We start from the raw sequence: 19,008 nt of genomic DNA on the forward strand, positions 1-19,008 counted from the left end.
AAAATACGTAAAGTAAGTGAAATAAAAAAAGCCCTGAAAAATCAGAGCTTTTTATTATTTAATCGAATATTAATCAACGGTTTATTGATTAAAAATTATCGAAATAGAAATCGGTAAGGTTCGTTACAATCTGATCAGGGCTGCCATTCCAGTAATATATTTTGTCACCCTCTTTCAATTCATATAAGCTAAATTCCTGATCTACAGTTACTGTTTTGTCTGCAGTTTTAAAATCCTGAGTCAATTGTTCCAGATATTTTTTCAGCTCATCGGCCTTTACTTTTTTCGGATCTGTTGCCGGTTGTGGTGTTATATTTGCGGGCACCTTAAAGCTTACAGAATAGGTTACCTCAGCAATTTTCTGACCTTCAACATATTCATTAGGAACCACCTTTACCTCTTTAATATTAAGTTTTCCATTTCTGAAGTTTGAAAATAAAACGGTAAAATAGTCTTCAGCTTCTTTTTTACATGCATTAGCAGCAGCTTTGGGAAATATTGATAAGAAAGCTTCTGCACTGCTTTTAATCACGCTCTCAGAGGTTTCTTTAAAATCTACCTGAAAAGCATCTTTACCCTCTACTGTTGGTCTTAGGTAATCATTAAGTTTTAAATGTGTAGGTTCATCATTATTCAAAAAAGACCCAAAAAACAGTTCAAAAACTTCTTTAGGCTTCTTGACTTCTGTTTGTGCTGTAAGGTACTGCCCCATCATGGTAAGCAACAACAATAAAATAATTTTGTAGTTTTTCATAGTTTATATTTTAATTAATTATGATGTGGTTTAAAAGAAAAGCCCCTGAAAGAATCAGAGGCTTTATTTTTATTTTTAAAAAACTTTAGTAGTTTTCTTCTTCTCCTTTCATTTTTTCTGCATTCTCTGCCATGATCACTGCGTCAATCATTTCAGAAATATCCCCATTCATGTAAGCATCCAGATTATACATGGATTTATTGATTCTGTGATCTGTTACTCTTCCTTGCGGATAATTGTAGGTTTTGATCTTTGCAGAACGGTCTCCTGTAGAAACCATCGATTTACGTTGTGCAGCAATATCTCCCTGTACTTTTTGTAATTCGATATCGTATAGTTTTGTTCTTAGCATCTCCATTGCCAATTCACGGTTTGCTAACTGAGAACGTGCCTGCTGACAAACTACTACAAGCCCTGAAGGTTTGTGAGTAAGCTGAACCTTAGTTTCAACCTTGTTTACGTTCTGACCACCAGCTCCTCCTGAACGTGAAGTCTGCATTTCAATATCTGCAGGATTCAGTTCGAAGTCTACTTCTTCTGCTTCCGGAAGAACGGCAATTGTGATAGCTGAAGTATGAACTCTTCCTTGAGATTCTGTTTCAGGTACACGCTGTACACGGTGAACTCCTGATTCAAACTTCATGACTCCATAAACACCTTCTCCTTCTACTTTCATGATCAATTCCTTGTAGCCTTTTGCAGCTTCATTGGAATCTGTCACTTCATGTCTCCATCCTTTAGTCTTAAAGTACATGGTATACATTCTGTAAACATCTTCCACGAAAATTGCAGCTTCATCACCTCCGGTTCCGGCACGTAGTTCTACGATAACGTTTTTGTCATCTGCAGGGTCTTTAGGAATCAAAAGAACTTTAAGCTCTTCTTCAAGTCCTGGAATTTTGGATTGTGCTTCCAGCTTTTCTTCTTTAGCCAAATCTACCAAGTCTCTGTCTGATCCGTCAGCAATGATTTCATCAGATTCTTCGATGCTGTCTAAGGCACCTTTGTACTGATCGTAAACTCTAACAATTTTTCCCAAATCACTATATTCTTTGTTCAAAGAAGAATATCTTTTTTGGTCTGAAATAACATCAGGCTGTATAATAAGATCTGCAACCTCATTATATCTTTGTTTTATAGCTTCTAATTTTGGAATTAATGATTTAGACATTATGGAATTTTTGTGGGGGCAAAGATAAGAATTATTAATTCAAAATTAAAGTATAAATTTTTGAACAATAGGCTAAAAGTATAAAATAGGGAGCTTATTCACTTTTGATGTTATCAATTTCTTCTTTACCTCCTCTGGAAAGCTTTCTATCTATTAAATATAAAATAATCCCTACAGCTATAATGGCCAGTCCTATTAAACTTTCCTTTGGATTATGGATAAATGTAAAATAGAGAATATACCCACTGAACAGTAAAAAAACGGTTGGAAAAATATAAAAGGCATTGGATTTAAAGATTTTTCGGTCTTTCTTTTTAAGGAAATATACTGTAGAGATTGCCAGACTTGCAAATAACTGAAGAATAAATGCCGTATAAACAAAGATCTCTTTAAAGCTTCCTGTTAAAATAATAACGGCAGCAATCACAGCATGGGCAAAAATAGCTCTTACCGGAATTCCTTTTTTATTTCCTGCCGAAAGAGGCTTCCAAAGGTAAGTATCTCTTGCAAAGGCTTGTGTAAGTCTTGACCCTACCCATAAGTAACCACTGATGGTGGCAATAAGCTGTAACGCAATGAAAATATTAACAATTTTCCCAAAGGAAAGTCCAAGCATATTCACAGCCGCTTCTCCCATTACATCTTCTTTTCCTGCCAACTGGCTTATGGGCGCATGTTTCAGCATAATATAATTGACAAGGATATAGCTTCCTGTCACAAATACGGTTCCTATGATCAAGGACTTAGGAAGGCTTTTTTGAACATCTTTTATTTCTCCGGCAATATAAGAAGCAGAGTTCCAGCCGGTATAGGAATAGGTAACAAAAACCAGCGAAGTTGCAAAGGCAGGAAGCATGATTTCGTTCTGCCAACTATCACTAAAATTCAGGCTGTTTCCAATCTGAGGGGATTCTGAAAGCCCAACCCCCAAAATAACCAGTACAATAATAAAGGCTATTTTAATAAACGTGAAGAAATTATGAAATCGGCTTGAGGTTTTTAAACTGAATGACAAGGAAATGGCTACCAAAAAAATTGCTACAATGGCAAAACCGTTTCCAAAGGAAAAATCAAATACGGAGAGGTATTTCGACATTGCCAATGCCGCCAGCGCAACGGGTGCTGAAAACCCAATGATCAGGGAAATCCAGCTTATTAAATATCCAAATAAAGGATGATATGTTTCTTTAAGATAGATGAAATCTCCACCATTTCCCTTAAAGTGGGAGCCTAATTCCGCATAACAAAAAGCTCCGAACAAAGCGAGAATTCCCCCGATACTCCATAACAGAAAAATACTGTAGGTATTGGTAATATCGGAGAGCTGAAATCCCAAGGTAGTAAAGATTCCCGTTCCTATCATATTGGAAACTACGATGGCTGCAGCTGTTTTCCAGCCGATCTGATGTGAAGCAGTGCTCATTTAATGATTAAAAGTTAAAATTAAGTCTTCCGAAGAAATAGCTTCCCAACGTTCCCATTTGTACCGGCGCATATTTGAATACTCCATAATATGAATTTTTATAGACCTGAAGATCCGGAAAAACATCCAATACATTATTAGCCCCTACGGTAAAGTTGATATTTTTTGTGATATCATATCCCACACTAATATCAGTAACTACCTTTGGGGAAAATTCCTGAACTTCTCCAAAAGGGAAACCATCTCTTATAACTTTACCAAAGTAGGTATTTCTCACGAGAAAATTAAATTTTCCTATTCCGTAGTTCAAACCTAATGATGCTTTGGTCTTTGGGGAAAGGGTTTCAATAATATTAATCTGATCTGGACCAAAATATTGATCTCTTGGGGTATTTATATTTTCAGGAAAATGGAAGTCTGTAATCTTTGTTTCTGTATAATTTCCGGCAAGGTTTACATTCAAATTTCCACCACCCAATTTCCAATCATAGGAAACCACAACATCTACCCCTTTGGTTTCTGTGTCTATGGCATTGGCGAAAAATCGTCCGCTTTCTACCTCATTTCCCTTCCCTACTACATTCGGATCAGATAGTATTGGATCTGTAATATTCCCTGTAATAACGATTCGGTCTTTTACTTTAATAATATACCCATCTACTGTAATGAATAGTCCTTTTGCTGGTTTTAATGTAAATCCTGCGCTTCCGTTAAGTGAGGTTTCCTGCTTCAAACGATCAAAATTAAGAACATCAGCAGCTCTACTGTCATTATTAAAAATTCCTTTGGTAACAATCTTCAATCCGGTGGGAGAAATATCTGCATAGGAATTGTTAAAATACTGCTGTTGAAGTGATGGTGCTCTAAATCCTGTTCCTACAGCAGCCCTTACGGCATAGTTTTTCACAAATTCATATCTTATTGCCAGTTTTCCGTTCAGGCTATTTCCAAAGTCTGAATAATTTTCAAATCTTCCAGCAACATCTATATTTAATTTTTTATCTACATCATATGAAAAATCAGCATATACCGCTGTTGAATGCCTGTCCTTTTTCAATACGTTACGTGGAGAAAAGCCAATAAAAGATTGTGCTCCTCCTACTCCGCTCACCGTAGATCCATCCGCAGCAATGTTTCCGTTGACATCATATTGGGCATAAGAAGCTTCATCTCCAGCCTTAATCTGGTATTGTTCAAACCTGAATTCTCCACCAAATGCTATATTGAAATTCTTTATATTTTTGGAAACATCCAGATTAACTGTATTTTGCAGGAAACTATGTGCACCAGCGTAAAAACGAGTTGGTGATTTTGTTCCTAAGGAAGCATTATTGGTATTACTAATATTATAGTTGAATGTGTTGCTGCCAAATGTATTACTCAGATCAAGCAGCCAATTGTTCACATTATATTTTGCCCCTACAGCGTAGGAAATATCATAGATCTGAGATCCCAAGACTGCCTGAAAACCATTGGGATAGATAGATGAAACGACATTAGAGGTTTCACTCGGAAGTCTTCTGAAACCATATCCATTTCCTTCCTTGATACTGAAACCTCCAAATGAATACAATTTAAATTGATCATTCAAAGGGTATTCTGAATTAAAAAACAGCTGCCCCTGCCTGATTTGTGCATCTCCAACCTGAAAATTAAAATCATCTCGTGTCAACCCTCTTTCTCTGATGATGTCATCATCATTTTTTCTTGCAACATCTGGGTTATCAGCAAATTCATACGCAAAATTGTTTCCGAAAATATCAAGGTCATGATTTTGAGTTCTTGTTGTTTTTCCGCGGTGGCTTAACTGTAATGAAAGGTTCACAAAACCATCATTTTTCCCTAAAGAAGCGCCATAGTTGATACCTGCCTGATAGGTATCTCCATCATTTCTTCCACTTAATCCATAGGTTAAGCTTGCTGAAGCTCCGGTATTTTTTTTAAGGATGATATTGATAACTCCTGCAATGGCATCTGAACCATATTGTGCCGCAGCCCCATCCCTTAAAACTTCAATTTTTTCAATGCCAATAATAGGAATAGTACTTAAGTCTGTTCCTACAGAACCGTTCCCAACTGTATTCTGGTAGTTCACCAAAGAGGTGGTATGTCTTCTTTTCCCATTAAGCAATACCAAAACCTGATCTGGCCCCATTCCTCTTAAGGTCACAGGATCAATATGCTCTGTACCATCGGAAGCAGACTGTCTTACAGAATTAAAGGAAGGAATAACATAATTCAGGAGATCCTGAGCTGTCATTTGCGGTGATGATTTTTGAATTTTATCTATATTGATAACATCTACGGGAACCGGAGTATCCAGTTTTGTTCTTTTAGCACTACGGTTTCCTACGATAATAATATCCTCAATTTGTTTTCCTTTTTCTTCCTGCTCCTGGGCTGCAACTAAAATTGTCCCAAGCAGTACTACAGCTATACTTAGTTTTTTCATCTTTATTCTTGCCAATTAATACTATTCTCCACAGAACATTCTGCAGATACACAAGACTTCAAGAAATGGAATTCATATTAAGAATATTGACTTCACTTATCTCCCCCATCGGGTTGGAATTAGCACCTTTACACTTCTGGAATCGTGTTGGTTGCTAAGGTTTCTTTGGGCCAAATCCCTCCACCTTTCTTGATAAATCTACTGCAAAGGTAGACTATTTTTTTAAATATCCAAAAAAGGCACGTGCAGCCTGATAAGAAAAAAGGCCCATGAAAAATTTCATGAGCCTTTCAATAAAAGTAATTGTAATGAACTATCTTGTATGAACGAAAATTCTAAAGACTATTGATTTTGATCCTGAAAAAATATTATTTCTTCATGATTTTTTTAAACACAGATTGACCATTCTTTAATTTTAGCTCAATCATATATAATCCTTGCGAAAGTCCGTTCATATTGATTTGATTATCTGAAAACAATACCGCAACTCTTTGCCCAACGGCACTTACAACCTTTACTCCTTCAATTCCAGAATCAGTCTTTACCATAAGAATTCCATTGGTAGGATTTGGGTAAACATCAGTGGCTGAACGATTGACATGAGTTTCTGAGGTACCTAATCCGGCAGTTGTTTTAATACATCTTACTGACGCTCCCTGCCCTTTTGGTGCACCTGCGGCAGCATTGGTAATTGTGGCTCCTATATATAGATATTTGCCACCTGTTCCTGTAGCATTAGAGCTCCAAAAATAGCCTCTTTGTCCTACAAATGTAAATCCTCCCTCAGAACCTCTAAATCCTCCCATCGGCAATTTTAGACTTCCTTCAAAAGCTTTTGTAGGATTGGTAATCCCCTCAATTGGGAGAATATTTGCCCAATCAGCCTGTGTGGGTAATATCCATTCTGGGTCTATTGCCTTGCAGGGATCAATACCAACGGTCTCTGACACATCTGTTGAGTTGGATCCTATCCATTTATCTCCAGCTCCATTTGTTTCCCACCAAGCAGGAGTACCAGTAATATAAGAATTTATTCCCTGTAGCCCTTTTGGATTATTAATAATGGGAGATGATGTTGTAGATGAATTTCTCAACTGATGTCCGTCATCCCATCTTCCCCATTGAAATAGGTCTCCATAGGCTTCGGCATCATTGATTGCATTGGCAACCCTTGAGCTTCCAAGGTTTTGTCTAAGCCAAACTTTTCCGTCTCCTCCACGTACCGTAGTATAAGTTACGGGCTGACCCTGATATGTAAATGTAACACAACCAACATCTCCGGTATTACTTCCAGGATCTGTATTATTACAGCTCTGGGGAACTCCCGATCCCTGCTGTGCATATAGTGTACTTCCTGTGATGAGTATTAATATTATCCCTGCTCCCAGTTTTCTTACTGCAAAATATAAATCTCCGATCATAAATATTATTTTTAATTATTCTAAATTTAATTTAATTTTGCGCAAAAGTACTCCTCGTAATTAATTCCGGGTTATCATTTCCCAACTTTTAGTTATCCTATTGAGGATTTGCTTTAAGTTGTACCGTAACCGTAAATTTTCTTGTATGAGAAGTGTAGTAGTGTTCAAATCCGATAACATCGAGATTGTAATACAGGAAGACCCCGATTCTGAAAGGATTTCGAGATCATCTATTCATGAAGATCAATCTAGCTTTAATCTTCTTTTTTTATTGAGTTCGAACATCAATATGAAAGCTAATGACTGTGGTACACAATTAATATTTAAAAAAAATCAATATATTCTTCATTATTCAGCTCTGCAAAGGAATTTCGAACTATGGACTGAGGACCAGGAAAGCTTAAAATATTTACACATTCAGCTCAACTATCGGTATGTTTCAAATCTAATTCACTCTGAATCCAATGACGAAGGAGCTGAAATATTGAAAAGTATGATCCATAATAATTTTGTTTTCCTCCAAAAAGCCACTCCCCCGAATATGACTGTAGAAATGCATATGATATTAAAGGAAATATTAGGTTATACTAAAAAAGGAGTGATGCAGAAATTATTTATTGAGGCCAAGATCATCAAACTTCTGATTCTTATTTTCGAACAGTTCAATGAAAAAAACATCATGGAATCAACTTCTAAGAATCCTGAAATGGTTAAAAAGTTTATTGATGAAAATTACCACAGAAATATTAAGGCAGAAGAAATTGGGAAGCTCATGGGGGTTAATCAGAATATGATCAGAAAGGAGTTTAAGGCAGAATATCACACCACCATTTCCCACTATATTTCAGAACTCAGAATGCTGAGGGCAAAAAAATTAATCACCGACAAGAAGATTATGATTAAGGAAATTGCCATTGAATGCGGCTATGAGTACATCCAAAACTTTACCCGCGCATTTAAAAAGAAGTTTGGAGTATCTCTGGAACACTTGAGAAATAATAAATAGAAAAACCGCCTAAAAAATTAAGCGGTTTATATATGTTGTTTTGCTTTGATATTACTTTTTCAGAATTAAGGTGAAAAAGCAATGACAATCAATTAATGATGATGTCCGTGATCGTGAATGAAAGGTCCGTTTCCTTTAGGCTGGCTGTAGATTACTTCTACCCCCTCCTGCTCAGAAACAAGTTTTCTTCTGATATCTTCAGGATCGAAAGGCTTCACTTTTCCGAAGTACTCTTTCAAACCTTCAGTTAGCCACATTGGAATTACTAATCCGAAGAACATAAAAATACACCAGAACCCCACTAAGAACATAGTAATGAAGAATACAGTCCATAGGAACTGGTAAAACGGCCAAAATGCTGATAAAATCGTTATCATATCTCTTAAAGATTTTAGGCAAAAATAGAACTTTTTTCCTGTTTACACAAAAGATAGAGACTCTATTTTCTAATTTATTTTAATTTTAAACTAATTAGTGGGCAAGATTGGCAAAGAAATCGTTTCCTTTATCATCGGTAATGATGAATGCAGGGAAGTCTTTTACCTCAATTTTTCTTACGGCTTCCATTCCTAATTCCGGGAAATCTACTACATCTACAGACACTATATTGTCTTTCGCAAGAATGGCAGCCGGTCCTCCGATTGATCCAAGGTAGAAACCTCCGTATTTATTGCAAGCATCAGCAACGTCTTTGCTTCTGTTTCCTTTCGCCAGCATAATCATACTTCCACCGTGGCTCTGGAACTCATCAACATAAACGTCCATTCTTCCTGCTGTGGTAGGTCCGAAACTTCCTGAAGCCATCCCCTCCGGTGTTTTTGCAGGTCCTGCATAATAGATTGGGTGATTTTTGAAATATTCCGGCATTGGTTGACCGCTATCAATAATTTCCTTGATCTTAGCGTGAGCAATATCTCTTGCTACGATCAATGTTCCGTTTAGTTTTAATCTTGTTTTGATTGGGTATTTTGAAAGCTCAGCCAAAATCTCAGGCATTGGCTTATTCAGGTTAACTTCAACAGCTTCTTCCAAATGTGGTGGCGTAGCAGGTAAGAATCTCTTTGGATCTTGTTCCAATTGCTCAAGGAAAATTCCTTCTTTTGTAATTTTTCCTTTGATATTTCTATCTGCCGAACAAGAAACACCCATTCCTACAGGACAAGAAGCAGCATGTCTCGGAAGTCTGATTACTCTTACGTCATGAGTAAGATATTTTCCTCCAAATTGTGCTCCGATGGCACTTTCCTGACATATTTTCTGAACTTTAGCTTCCCATTCAAGATCTCTGAAAGCCTGCCCCGCTTCATTTCCTTCTGTAGGAAGGTTATCATAATATTTTGCTGAAGCTTTCTTCACTGCAGCAAGGTTGGCTTCTGCTGAAGTACCTCCGATCACCAATGCTAAGTGATAAGGCGGACAAGCTGCAGTACCTAAATCTGAAATTTTCTCTTTGATAAATTCTTCAAGAGATTTTTCATTCAATAAGGATTTTGTCTTTTGGTATAGGAATGTTTTATTCGCAGAACCTCCTCCTTTTGTAAGGAAAAGGAATTCATAATAATCTCCTTTTTTAGCATAAATATCGATCTGTGCCGGAAGGTTTGATCCTGAATTCTTCTCGTCAAACATTGTTAAAGGCACTACCTGAGAATATCTTAGATTTCTTTTCTGGTATGTATTAAAGATCCCACGGCTTAAGAATTCACCATCATCTACTCCGGTGTATACGTTTTCACCTTTCTTACCCATTACAATAGCTGTTCCAGTATCCTGGCAAGAAGGAAGAGCTCCTTCTGCGGCTACGGCAGCATTCTGTAGTAAATTGTAGGCAACAAATCTATCGTTATCTGTAGCTTCAGGATCATCAATGATTCTTTTAAGGCTCTCCAAGTGTGAAGAACGTAACATAAAGGAAACGTCTGCCATAGCTTCTTCAGCCAATAATTCCAATCCTTTTGGGTCAACTGTCAAAATTTCTCTGTCACCCAGTTTTTCAACCTTTACATAATCTGATGTAAGTTTTTTATACACCGTATCATCCTTCTGAATCGGATACGGATCCTGATATCTAAAATCCATTCAATTTTTTGTTTGTACAAAAATACGGCTCCTCTTAAAAAATATGAGCAAAATCAGTCATTAAGATTGATATTTATAATGATTATAAATTGTGAATTTCTTCGGTTATCAGTAACTTTATAAAAATTTCAATCACAATGAATTACAGAATAGAAAAAGACACCATGGGAGAGGTGCAAGTACCTGCAGACAAGCTTTGGGGTGCACAAACAGAGCGTTCAAGAAACAATTTTAAAATTGGCCCTGAGGGATCAATGCCTCATGAAATCATTGAAGCTTTTGCCTTTCTAAAAAAAGCAGCAGCTTATACCAATGCTGACCTGGGTGTACTTCCTCCTGAAAAAAGGGATATGATCGCCAAGGTTTGTGATGAAATCCTGGAGGGAAAACTTAACGATCAATTTCCTTTGGTGATCTGGCAGACGGGTTCCGGAACGCAGTCAAACATGAACGTTAATGAAGTTGTTTCCAACAGAGCACACGTTAATAATGGGGGAACGTTAGGTGATAAATCTGAAATTCATCCCAACGATGATGTCAATAAATCTCAGTCATCTAATGATACTTATCCTACTGCAATGCATATTGCTGCCTACAAAAAAGTAGTGGAGACAACCATTCCTGCGGTTGAGAAATTGAAAAATACCCTTTCTGAAAAATCCAAAGCGTTCAAGGATGTGGTAAAAATCGGAAGAACCCACCTAATGGATGCGACTCCGCTTACATTGGGACAAGAGTTTTCGGGTTACGTAGCTCAATTGGAATTTGGCTTAAGAGCCTTAAGAAATACCTTGCCGCACCTTGCTGAACTTGCTCTTGGAGGCACGGCTGTGGGGACAGGATTAAATACTCCCAATGGTTATGATGTAAAGGTGGCTGAATATATTGCCCAATTTACCAATCATCCGTTTATAACAGCAGAGAATAAATTTGAGGCATTGGCAGCGCATGATGCCATTGTTGAAAGTCATGGTGCATTAAAGCAACTTGCTGTTTCGTTATTTAAAATTGCTCAGGATATCAGATTGCTGGCATCAGGACCACGTTCCGGAATCGGAGAAATTCATATTCCTGAAAATGAACCGGGATCTTCCATTATGCCCGGAAAAGTAAATCCTACTCAAAATGAGGCCTTAACAATGGTTTGTGCTCAGGTTCTGGGAAATGATACTACCATTTCATTTGCAGGAACTCAAGGAAATTACGAATTGAATGTCTTCAAACCGGTAATGGCTTATAACTTCCTGCAATCTGCACAATTAATTGCTGATGCGTGTATTTCATTTAACGACCACTGTGCAGTAGGTATTGAACCAAACCATGAGAGAATTAAAGAGCTTGTTGACAAATCATTAATGCTTGTAACAGCTTTAAATCCTCACATTGGATATGAAAATGCTGCAAAAATTGCAAAAACAGCCCATAAAAACGGTACAACGTTAAAAGAAGAAGCCATCAATCTGGGGCTTTTAACAGCTGAACAATTTGATGAATGGGTAAAACCGGAAGATATGGTTGGGAGTTTAAAATAATTTTAGAATATAGATTAAATAGTAGAAAGCCCCGAAAGTTTCGGGGCTTTTTATATCAGTCAGAGTTTCTAGAATGATGTAACAGTACCTCTATTTTATCATTTATATTTATCCTGAGAAATCATCCAGCATATTTCTGGTAGGAACAAAGAAAAGTGATCCTGTAACTGCTGTACTGAAATCCAATATTCTGTCATAGTTTCCAGGAGGATTTCCAATAAACATATTCGTCAGCATTTTGTTTGTAGTGGTAAACGTACTTGCATAGGAGATAAAATAAGTGCCAAACTCATTGGTGGAAGGATTTCCAAAAGGCATATTGTCTCTTACAATCTTTAACTCTTCCCCATTTTCACCTTCAATATTAGCCAAGGCAATGTGGGAATTGGATGGTTTTACACCATCAGACATTTCAATATCATTTTCCTTGGATCTTCCTATTACTTTTTCCTGATCTTCTGTGGAAAGGCTTTTCCAGGCGTCCATATTGTGAAGATATTTCTGAACGAACAGATAGCTTCCTCCTTTATATGGAAGATCCTCGTCTCCGATCTTTGCAAAATAATCACGATCATCTCCGTGGGGGTTTTCTGTACCATCCACAAAACCAAGGATAGATCTTGCATCCCAATATTTAAATCCATGAATTTCCAAGATACTTTCCGCCACTGAACCCAATACCTTTGATATTTCAATGGCCATATCAAAGATCAGGCTTTTGTTGTCTGCTCTTAAATGAAAATGAAGATCTCCCGATGTGGAAACAGCAGTATGTTTTTCGCCTTTTATTTCTTCAAAATTTACCAGCTCTTTCGGTAATGGCGTCGGAAGTTCCAGTTTTTTCCAGGCTTCAGCGCCTATTCCCATCACACAACTTACCCTGCTGTCCGGAAATCTGTTGAAACCCGAATTATTAAGGTTTAGCACCAAAGCACATAGATTCTGAAAAGCATCTTTTAGCTGGAGGCTATCATGAAGTTTCCAGACCATAAAGATGGTATTACTGTTAGGATAATCAGTTACATTTTGTGATTCTATCGTACTCATCTATCTTTTTGTAGTAAAGTTATTTAAACTTATCAGAGAATTCAAGGGTGTACGATAAAAAAACTTTAATTTTTAATGCTTAAAAATAGGGCTGCTTCCAAAACGTAAATGTATTTCGGGAGCTAAAGAGTATGCTTTCTTCCGTAGATTTTTAAATTTTAAAATGACTCTCAGAATAATTTTGGACAGAGAATATTACATCATTAGCCAATCAGCTCTTTTGCCTGTGCAAGGGCTGCCTCTGTAATCTTGCTTCCTGAAAGCAATTGAGCAATTTCGTTCAGTTTATCTTCATCACTTAAAGGGATAATGGTAGACTGGGTTTTTCCGGCAATATCCTGCTTTACGACCTTATAGTTATCATTTCCTTTAGCAGCAACCTGTGCAAGGTGGGAGATCACGATCAGCTGCATATCTTCAGACATTTCACGCATAAGATTTCCGATTTCCTCAGCTACTTTTCCTGAAACTCCGGTATCAATCTCGTCTAAGATCAAGGTAGGTAATTCGTCACTTTCTGCAATAATTTTCTTCACAGCAAGCATTACCCTTGATCTTTCACCTCCTGAAATTGCTGTTTGGATCGGCTTTAATGGAAAACCTGAGTTGGCCTGAAATAGAAGCTGGATATTTTCTTTTCCAAATTGATTAAATTCTATAGCATCCTGCAATTCTATATCAACTTTTGCTTTTTCAAGACCCAATTTTTTAAGAAGACTTTCTGCTTTTTTAATAAAGACAGGAACATTTTTTTTTCTATTCTTAGAAAGTTTTTCAGCAAGTGTCTGAAGTGTTTTTTCTTTTTTAGAAATATTTTCCTCCGTTTCAGCAATCTGTGACTCCAATTCTGAAGCTCCTTTCTGGTCCCCTGCTAATTCGTTTCTTATTTCTATCAGTTCATTAAGATCTGAAACATTATGCTTAAGGAATAACGCATTGATCTTATTGTTCAGTTCTGTAAGGGATACAAGATTTTCAGGATTGATTTCTACTTTCTCTGCCTCATGCTCAAGCTCAGAAATAATATCTTTCAGCTCTACAAAAGATGTTTCAAGTCTTTGGTCAAGCTCTGCAAAACCTGTAGAGACTTCAGCGATTCTGGAAAGCTTCGCTTTTGCTTCATTAAAGAAAGACAGAATCCCAATTTCCTCCTGATGAAACCTTGATAGAATCTGTCCCACATTTTCAGAAATCATCCCTGCATTTTCCTGAATAGACAACTGATTCTGAACATCTTCAAAGTCTACATCATCCAATTTTAATTCTTCCAGTTCGTTAAGTAAGAACTCTTTATAATCACTTTCTTTGGTAGATTCTGAAAGCCGTGTCTTCAATTTTTTAAGCAGCATCTTCAGATTCTGAAAATCCAAAAACTCCTGCTGATATTCTTCTATCATCTTTTTGTTTTCAGAAAGTCCATCGATAATTTTAAATTGATATTCTGACGTAAAAAGATTGGATGTTTCAAACTGGGAATGAATATCAATCAGTTGGGAAGAAAGCCCCTTAAGGACATCCAGCGTCACGGGGACGTCATTGATAAATGCACGGGATTTTCCAGATGGAAGAATTTCTCTTCTGATAATGGTCTGATGTTCATAATCCAGATCATTTTCAATGAAAAACTTTTTAAACTGATTGTTAAGATCAAACTCTGTTTCTACAATACTTTTCTCTTCGGTCTTGGCAATGGATTTTACATCCGCCCTTTCTCCCAAAATAAGTCGCAGCGCTCCCAGAATAATGGATTTCCCAGCTCCTGTTTCACCGGTTATTACCTGTAAACCATTTTTCAATGATACTTCTAAGGTATCAATTAAGGCAAAGTTTTTAATGTAAATTCTCGAAAGCATTGATAATCCGGTTATAATCCAATTGGAGTTTGAATGGTAAAAATAAGTTTTTTTAATGAAAGCAGAAATGGCAAATGTCGATTAATATGTGTACTTATACTTTTTGAAATTTCAATAAGCAGTTCATAGAAGTTTTTGTATTGATACTCAAAAGCCCCCAATCACTGAAGACGGCAAAGGGTGCGTATCCTTTGTCAAAAAGAAATTCTCTTGGATAGGTATCAAACATCATTTCACGGAGAGAAGTTCTCCAGCTATTGATCGGTAGTGAACAAAACGAAACTTCTGAAATATGAAGCTCGTAAAAATGTTTATGTTTTATAAATACTCTAAAATCTTCGGAAAAAATAAATCTGTTCTCAGCTTCAAATTCCTGAAGTTCAGTTTCAGTAATGGAACTTTTAACAGGAAGCCATGATTTCCATTCTTCATCAGACTGTCTGGGGCAAGCATTTCTTCTTCAATATTACAAGGAAGCATATTGAGACCATTCTCAATCCAAAGATTAAGTGTTTTGTCAATAATATCTTCAATCTTTCCCCGATTGCCCATTATTTCCACTTATTCCACTTATTATCAGCATTTTTCGGTGAAAGAATAATCATGTTTTGTTTTAAATCATTCAGAATAAGCCCACCATTATTTCCGGAATTGAAAATATTGAAGATCTCATCACTTTTAGTATCCATAAACAGGTTGAAGTAAAACCCCTGCTGGAATGAGTTTTCGTATCTTTTAAGCTGCATCAGGGCATCGAAAATCACTTTCTTGCCTGCGGTTTGATCCTGGTTGAACAGGTTATCCATTCCTGATCTGTGATACGTATACATTGTAGAACGCAACTGGCTCCAGTTAGGATTGATAATTTCATTGATTAGTATTGTACGGCTTCTTGGTTCATTAATGGTATTCCATCCGTCATAGTTCCTGTTTTGAGAATTTTGAGCAATCTGCTGAGCTTTTGCAAACCATGGGTTTCCTCCCATTGACTGAAAGCTGTCTGCATCATATCCCAAAATAAGGTAAATATAGAAACTGATGACATCTGTAAGGTTTTTGCCGGAAAACTGTCTTTCATTAAAAATAAGATTTTCATTCTCAATATATTCAAAACCGAATCTTTGATCCTGAAGATTGAGTAAAGGAGATTCATAGGTTGTGTTATAAACCGGACGTACAGCCTGCACTACAATCGTTCCCTTGAATTTATTTACATCTCTTTCTGAAATCACAATGGCAAAGCCACATTTAATCTTTTCAAAATTCTGCAGCTTCTTTCCTGTCCAGCTGGTATTATTAATAAAGTCTCTAAGGCTTTTTTCCAGTGACTTAAATGCCTGCTGGTTACTTCCTCCTATCTGTTGGGAATTTACCTGAACCGTAGCGAGTAATTCCTGAGAAAAACCAAGGTTACATATAAAAAACAGAAAAAATAAACTTATAATTTTTTTCATTGTCTATTAAAAATTGAGAACGGAAATTTATTAAAATTATTTTAAAAGCTGAGATTCCATAAAGTTGAGAATATCCTTTGCAACTTCCCCTTTCGACTTCAGGTCAAATTCTCTTTTCTCTGTCTTGGTAAATATCTTGATTTTATTGGTATCATTCTTAAAGCCGGCTCCCTCATCACGCAGAGAGTTCAAAACAATCATATCAAGGTTTTTCTTTTCCAGCTTTCCTTTTGCATTCTCTTCTTCATTTTGAGTCTCCAAGGCAAAGCCTACCAAAAACTGGTGGGTTTTCTTTTCTCCCATTGTTTTAAGGATATCCGGATTTTTAACCAGCTCAATGGTGAGATTTTCATCATTTTTCTTGATTTTCTCCTTGGCAATCTCTTTTGGAGCATAATCTGCAACTGCAGCACTTGCAATACCAATGTCTATTTTATCATAGAACTCAAATACCTTAGCCAACATTTCCTTGGCTGAAGTTACTTTATGGAGTTCTACCTTTTTATCATGAAGAGTTTGAGAGCTTGGACCAGAGATCAGGATTACCCTTGCTCCTCTTCTTGAAGCTTCTTCAGCCAGAGAGAATCCCATTTTCCCTGAAGAGTGATTGCCTATAAACCTTACCGGATCAAGGGCTTCATAAGTAGGTCCGGCAGTAATCAGGACTGTTTTTCCCTCAAGACTGTTTGACGTCGTATTGATTGTAAAATAATCTTCAATAGCATTAAAAACAGTACCGGGCTCCGCCATTCTCCCCTGTCCTATCAACCCGCTCGCCAGTTCACCATTTTCTGCAGGAATGATTGTATGACCAAAGCTTTCAGCGAGTTCCAAATTTTTCTTCGTGGATGGGTGGATGTACATATCCAAATCCATTGCAGGAGCAATAAACACCGGACATTTTGCCGACATGTAAGTTGCAATAACTAGATTATCACACATCCCATGAGTCATTTTAGCTAATGTATTTGCTGTACAGGGAGCCACAATCATGACATCTGCCCATAAGGCTAATTCCACATGACTATTCCAGGTTCCGTTATCACTATAAAAATCAGAATAAACAGGTTTCTTGGATAATGTTGACAGACTTAATTTGGTGACGAAATGCTCTGCATCGGGAGTCATTATTACCTGTACTTCAGCCCCTTTCTTTATAAAGTCCCTTATCAGAAAATGAACTTTATAAGCTGCAATTCCTCCTGAAACGGCGATAAGTATCTTTTTACCGGAAACACTCATTTAGCTTTAATTTTTTTTGAAACACTAAAATACTTATTTTTTCCCATAATAAGGGTTTAAAACAATAAAGGTCATAAAAGAACAGAATTCTTTTATGACCTTCGTTTATAAAAAACACAGATGATTATTTTCTCTCTTCTGTTTTTCTGAAATACACATCGTCATTTAACCATTCTTCAATAGCAATTGAAGTTGGCTTTGGAAGCTTTTCGTAATGCTTAGAGATCTCAATTTGTTCTCTGTTTTCGAAAACCTCTTCTAATGTAGAATTGTGAACAGCAAATTCATCTAATTTGTTGTGAAGCTCCGTACGGATCTCCGCATTGATTTGCTCTGCTCTCTTTCCCATGATAACAATAGCTTCATAGATTGAACCTACTTTATCTTCAATCTTATCCTTATCGTAAGTGATAGTATTTACTTCTGCTTTTGTATCTTTTACACTCATTTTGAGAAAATTATTTTTATTTTAAGATGGCAAATTTACGAATTATCTTTGAATTTTGAAAGTCGCTGCAGGCGGAGGGGTCTGAAGGGCTGCACTGTCCCTCTGCATCTGCTTTGCTTGCTTTTCATTGCTAATCTGATCTTTAATTTGCTGGTCAGCTTTATTTTGGTTAGCCAGCTTATCTGCTTCTTTTTTCTGTCTTGCTGTTAAAACTGCTATTCTTTCTTCAGTTTGCTTTTTAACAACAACAAAATTTTGTTTTTCCTTCTCCAGCTTTGCTCTAAGATCAGCTGCGGTTTTGGAATATTCTGTATTAGGAAGTTCTTTTTCTACCATTTTCGCATACGTTAAAGCACTTTCAATACGCTCATCCTTAAGATCATAAACGGATTTTGTTGCTAATTCATAACGTGACTTCATGATATAATCATAAATTTTTGAACGAAGCTTTGTACTTGGGAAATCCTCCAATACGTTTTCCAATGCTACATTGGCAGCTTTATACTGTCCCATTTTGAAATACTGCCTTCCGTTTTCATAAGCTTTGAACTCCAATTTGTAAGACAGCTCATCAATAAGCTGAGAAATATTTTTTGATCTTTCAGAATTTGGATAATTGTTCAGGAAATCCTGAAGCTCGTTGATTGCCAATTCTGTACTCGATTGATCCAGGTTATAATCCATAGACCCCTCATAGTAGCACAATGCAGACATGTAAGCTGCTTCTTCTGCTCTTGGATCTTTTGGAAAGTTGATTGCAAAGTTTTTAAACTGATGACCTGCCAGCTTATAACTCTTGTCATAGTAGTTAGCATAAGCTGTATTGAAACCTACGTTAGGAAAGTCATCTGTTCCTGCCACAAGATTGGCAAGTCTGTCGTAAAGAGCCAATGCATTTTTCCACTTTTTCTTCGCGAAGTTTTCATTAGCCGCCTTTAAGATAAACTCTTTATCAGCGCTTTTCATTGCTCTTTCCTGCTGGCTTACACATGAGGCAATTACTGCTACAGCAAAAAGACCTAAAATATATTTTTTCATATAAAAAATTCAACAGTTTTCGGATTACACAGCCGATTTACTAATTTGCAAAAATATAACTTTTTTGTCAATAGATTTTTTTTTATGA

The 19,008-nt window shown here is 36.7% G+C and carries 16 protein-coding genes and 1 riboswitch; of the genes, 2 read left to right on the top strand and 14 right to left on the bottom strand.

Translation table 11 applies throughout. From position 1 onward, the window contains the following. Positions 1 to 88 precede the first annotated feature (88 nt). From SCA31_RS16020 to SCA31_RS16040, 5 genes are all read right to left on the bottom strand, one after another. Positions 89 to 754 carry a hypothetical protein gene (locus tag SCA31_RS16020; RefSeq protein ID WP_410697952.1) on the bottom strand — a complete coding sequence of 222 codons (666 nt, stop codon included), beginning with the start codon at positions 752 to 754 and terminating at the stop codon, positions 89 to 91. 85 nt (positions 755 to 839) lie between these two features. Further along, entirely contained in the window at positions 840 to 1,925 is a 1,086-nt protein-coding gene (gene prfA / locus SCA31_RS16025) for a peptide chain release factor 1 (RefSeq protein WP_076357067.1), read from the bottom strand. Between the two features lie 94 nt (positions 1,926 to 2,019). Then, complete coding sequence (locus SCA31_RS16030; protein WP_410697953.1) at positions 2,020 to 3,348, bottom strand: APC family permease; 1,329 nt, start codon at positions 3,346 to 3,348, stop codon at positions 2,020 to 2,022. 7 nt (positions 3,349 to 3,355) lie between these two features. Further along, positions 3,356 to 5,800, bottom strand: coding sequence for a TonB-dependent receptor plug domain-containing protein (locus tag SCA31_RS16035; RefSeq protein WP_410697954.1), 2,445 nt, complete (start codon positions 5,798 to 5,800; stop codon positions 3,356 to 3,358). Positions 5,801 to 5,893: 93 nt separating this feature from the next. Beyond that, a riboswitch (SAM riboswitch) is annotated at positions 5,894 to 5,999 on the bottom strand. 169 nt (positions 6,000 to 6,168) lie between these two features. Further along, positions 6,169 to 7,221 (bottom strand): T9SS type A sorting domain-containing protein, encoded by a 1,053-nt coding sequence (locus tag SCA31_RS16040; RefSeq protein WP_410697955.1) that lies wholly within the window; start codon positions 7,219 to 7,221, stop codon positions 6,169 to 6,171. A gap of 145 nt (positions 7,222 to 7,366) precedes the next feature. Between SCA31_RS16040 and SCA31_RS16045 the strand changes: the two genes are divergently transcribed. Beyond that, positions 7,367 to 8,227: a helix-turn-helix domain-containing protein gene (locus SCA31_RS16045; RefSeq protein WP_410697956.1), complete on the top strand. Its 861-nt coding sequence runs from the start codon at positions 7,367 to 7,369 to the stop codon at positions 8,225 to 8,227. Positions 8,228 to 8,319: 92 nt separating this feature from the next. On the opposite strand, the gene SCA31_RS16050 is transcribed toward SCA31_RS16045, so the two are convergent. Together SCA31_RS16050 and SCA31_RS16055 are read right to left on the bottom strand one after the other, a co-directional pair. After that, positions 8,320 to 8,604, bottom strand: a complete 285-nt coding sequence (locus SCA31_RS16050) for a hypothetical protein (protein WP_185126716.1) — start codon at positions 8,602 to 8,604, stop codon at positions 8,320 to 8,322. A 94-nt stretch (positions 8,605 to 8,698) separates the two neighbouring features. Continuing rightward, positions 8,699 to 10,306, bottom strand: a complete 1,608-nt coding sequence (locus tag SCA31_RS16055) for a fumarate hydratase (RefSeq protein WP_410697957.1) — start codon at positions 10,304 to 10,306, stop codon at positions 8,699 to 8,701. A 137-nt stretch (positions 10,307 to 10,443) separates the two neighbouring features. Here SCA31_RS16055 and fumC point away from each other — a divergent pair, with 137 nt between their 5' ends. After that, positions 10,444 to 11,838 carry a class II fumarate hydratase gene (fumC, locus tag SCA31_RS16060; protein WP_410697958.1) on the top strand — a complete coding sequence of 465 codons (1,395 nt, stop codon included), beginning with the start codon at positions 10,444 to 10,446 and terminating at the stop codon, positions 11,836 to 11,838. Between the two features lie 108 nt (positions 11,839 to 11,946). On the opposite strand, the gene SCA31_RS16065 is transcribed toward fumC, so the two are convergent. The 7 genes from SCA31_RS16065 to SCA31_RS16095 all read right to left on the bottom strand — a co-directional run bounded on the left by SCA31_RS16065 (position 11,947) and on the right by SCA31_RS16095 (position 18,920). Continuing rightward, complete coding sequence (locus SCA31_RS16065) at positions 11,947 to 12,885, bottom strand: Dyp-type peroxidase (protein WP_410697959.1); 939 nt, start codon at positions 12,883 to 12,885, stop codon at positions 11,947 to 11,949. Between the two features lie 203 nt (positions 12,886 to 13,088). Continuing rightward, complete coding sequence (locus SCA31_RS16070; protein ID WP_410697960.1) at positions 13,089 to 14,738, bottom strand: DNA repair protein RecN; 1,650 nt, start codon at positions 14,736 to 14,738, stop codon at positions 13,089 to 13,091. A 318-nt stretch (positions 14,739 to 15,056) separates the two neighbouring features. Beyond that, complete coding sequence (locus SCA31_RS16075; RefSeq protein ID WP_410697961.1) at positions 15,057 to 15,290, bottom strand: hypothetical protein; 234 nt, start codon at positions 15,288 to 15,290, stop codon at positions 15,057 to 15,059. Further along, complete coding sequence (locus SCA31_RS16080) at positions 15,290 to 16,192, bottom strand: DUF4835 family protein (RefSeq protein WP_410697962.1); 903 nt, start codon at positions 16,190 to 16,192, stop codon at positions 15,290 to 15,292. The genes SCA31_RS16075 and SCA31_RS16080 overlap by 1 nt, the downstream gene beginning before the upstream one ends. A 36-nt stretch (positions 16,193 to 16,228) precedes the next feature. After that, a complete protein-coding gene (gene coaBC, locus SCA31_RS16085; RefSeq protein WP_410697963.1) occupies positions 16,229 to 17,434 on the bottom strand; it encodes a bifunctional phosphopantothenoylcysteine decarboxylase/phosphopantothenate--cysteine ligase CoaBC in 1,206 nt (401 codons plus the stop codon). Positions 17,435 to 17,558: 124 nt separating this feature from the next. After that, on the bottom strand, positions 17,559 to 17,882 hold the full coding sequence (locus tag SCA31_RS16090; protein WP_002983982.1) for a DNA-directed RNA polymerase subunit omega: 324 nt from the start codon (positions 17,880 to 17,882) through the stop codon (positions 17,559 to 17,561). A 42-nt stretch (positions 17,883 to 17,924) separates the two neighbouring features. Then, on the bottom strand, positions 17,925 to 18,920 hold the full coding sequence (locus tag SCA31_RS16095) for an outer membrane protein assembly factor BamD (protein WP_410697964.1): 996 nt from the start codon (positions 18,918 to 18,920) through the stop codon (positions 17,925 to 17,927). Positions 18,921 to 19,008 lie beyond the last annotated feature (88 nt).

Origin of the sequence: Chryseobacterium sp. SIMBA_028 (genome assembly GCF_046535285.1) — a bacterium.
Lineage (GTDB): Bacteria > Bacteroidota > Bacteroidia > Flavobacteriales > Weeksellaceae > Chryseobacterium.

Bases quoted from the DNA above. Each gene is read 5' to 3' on its own strand.
- SCA31_RS16020 (WP_410697952.1), bottom strand. From the start codon at position 754: ATGAAAAACTACAAAATTATTTTATTGTTGTTGCTTACCATGATGGGG.
- prfA (WP_076357067.1), bottom strand. From the start codon at position 1,925: ATGTCTAAATCATTAATTCCAAAATTAGAAGCTATAAAACAAAGATAT.
- SCA31_RS16030 (WP_410697953.1), bottom strand. From the start codon at position 3,348: ATGAGCACTGCTTCACATCAGATCGGCTGGAAAACAGCTGCAGCCATC.
- SCA31_RS16035 (WP_410697954.1), bottom strand. From the start codon at position 5,800: ATGAAAAAACTAAGTATAGCTGTAGTACTGCTTGGGACAATTTTAGTT.
- SCA31_RS16040 (WP_410697955.1), bottom strand. From the start codon at position 7,221: ATGATCGGAGATTTATATTTTGCAGTAAGAAAACTGGGAGCAGGGATA.
- SCA31_RS16045 (WP_410697956.1), top strand. From the start codon at position 7,367: ATGAGAAGTGTAGTAGTGTTCAAATCCGATAACATCGAGATTGTAATA.
- SCA31_RS16050 (WP_185126716.1), bottom strand. From the start codon at position 8,604: ATGATAACGATTTTATCAGCATTTTGGCCGTTTTACCAGTTCCTATGG.
- SCA31_RS16055 (WP_410697957.1), bottom strand. From the start codon at position 10,306: ATGGATTTTAGATATCAGGATCCGTATCCGATTCAGAAGGATGATACG.
- fumC (WP_410697958.1), top strand. From the start codon at position 10,444: ATGAATTACAGAATAGAAAAAGACACCATGGGAGAGGTGCAAGTACCT.
- SCA31_RS16065 (WP_410697959.1), bottom strand. From the start codon at position 12,885: ATGAGTACGATAGAATCACAAAATGTAACTGATTATCCTAACAGTAAT.
- SCA31_RS16070 (WP_410697960.1), bottom strand. From the start codon at position 14,738: ATGCTTTCGAGAATTTACATTAAAAACTTTGCCTTAATTGATACCTTA.
- SCA31_RS16075 (WP_410697961.1), bottom strand. From the start codon at position 15,290: ATGGGCAATCGGGGAAAGATTGAAGATATTATTGACAAAACACTTAAT.
- SCA31_RS16080 (WP_410697962.1), bottom strand. From the start codon at position 16,192: ATGAAAAAAATTATAAGTTTATTTTTTCTGTTTTTTATATGTAACCTT.
- coaBC (WP_410697963.1), bottom strand. From the start codon at position 17,434: ATGAGTGTTTCCGGTAAAAAGATACTTATCGCCGTTTCAGGAGGAATT.
- SCA31_RS16090 (WP_002983982.1), bottom strand. From the start codon at position 17,882: ATGAGTGTAAAAGATACAAAAGCAGAAGTAAATACTATCACTTACGAT.
- SCA31_RS16095 (WP_410697964.1), bottom strand. From the start codon at position 18,920: ATGAAAAAATATATTTTAGGTCTTTTTGCTGTAGCAGTAATTGCCTCA.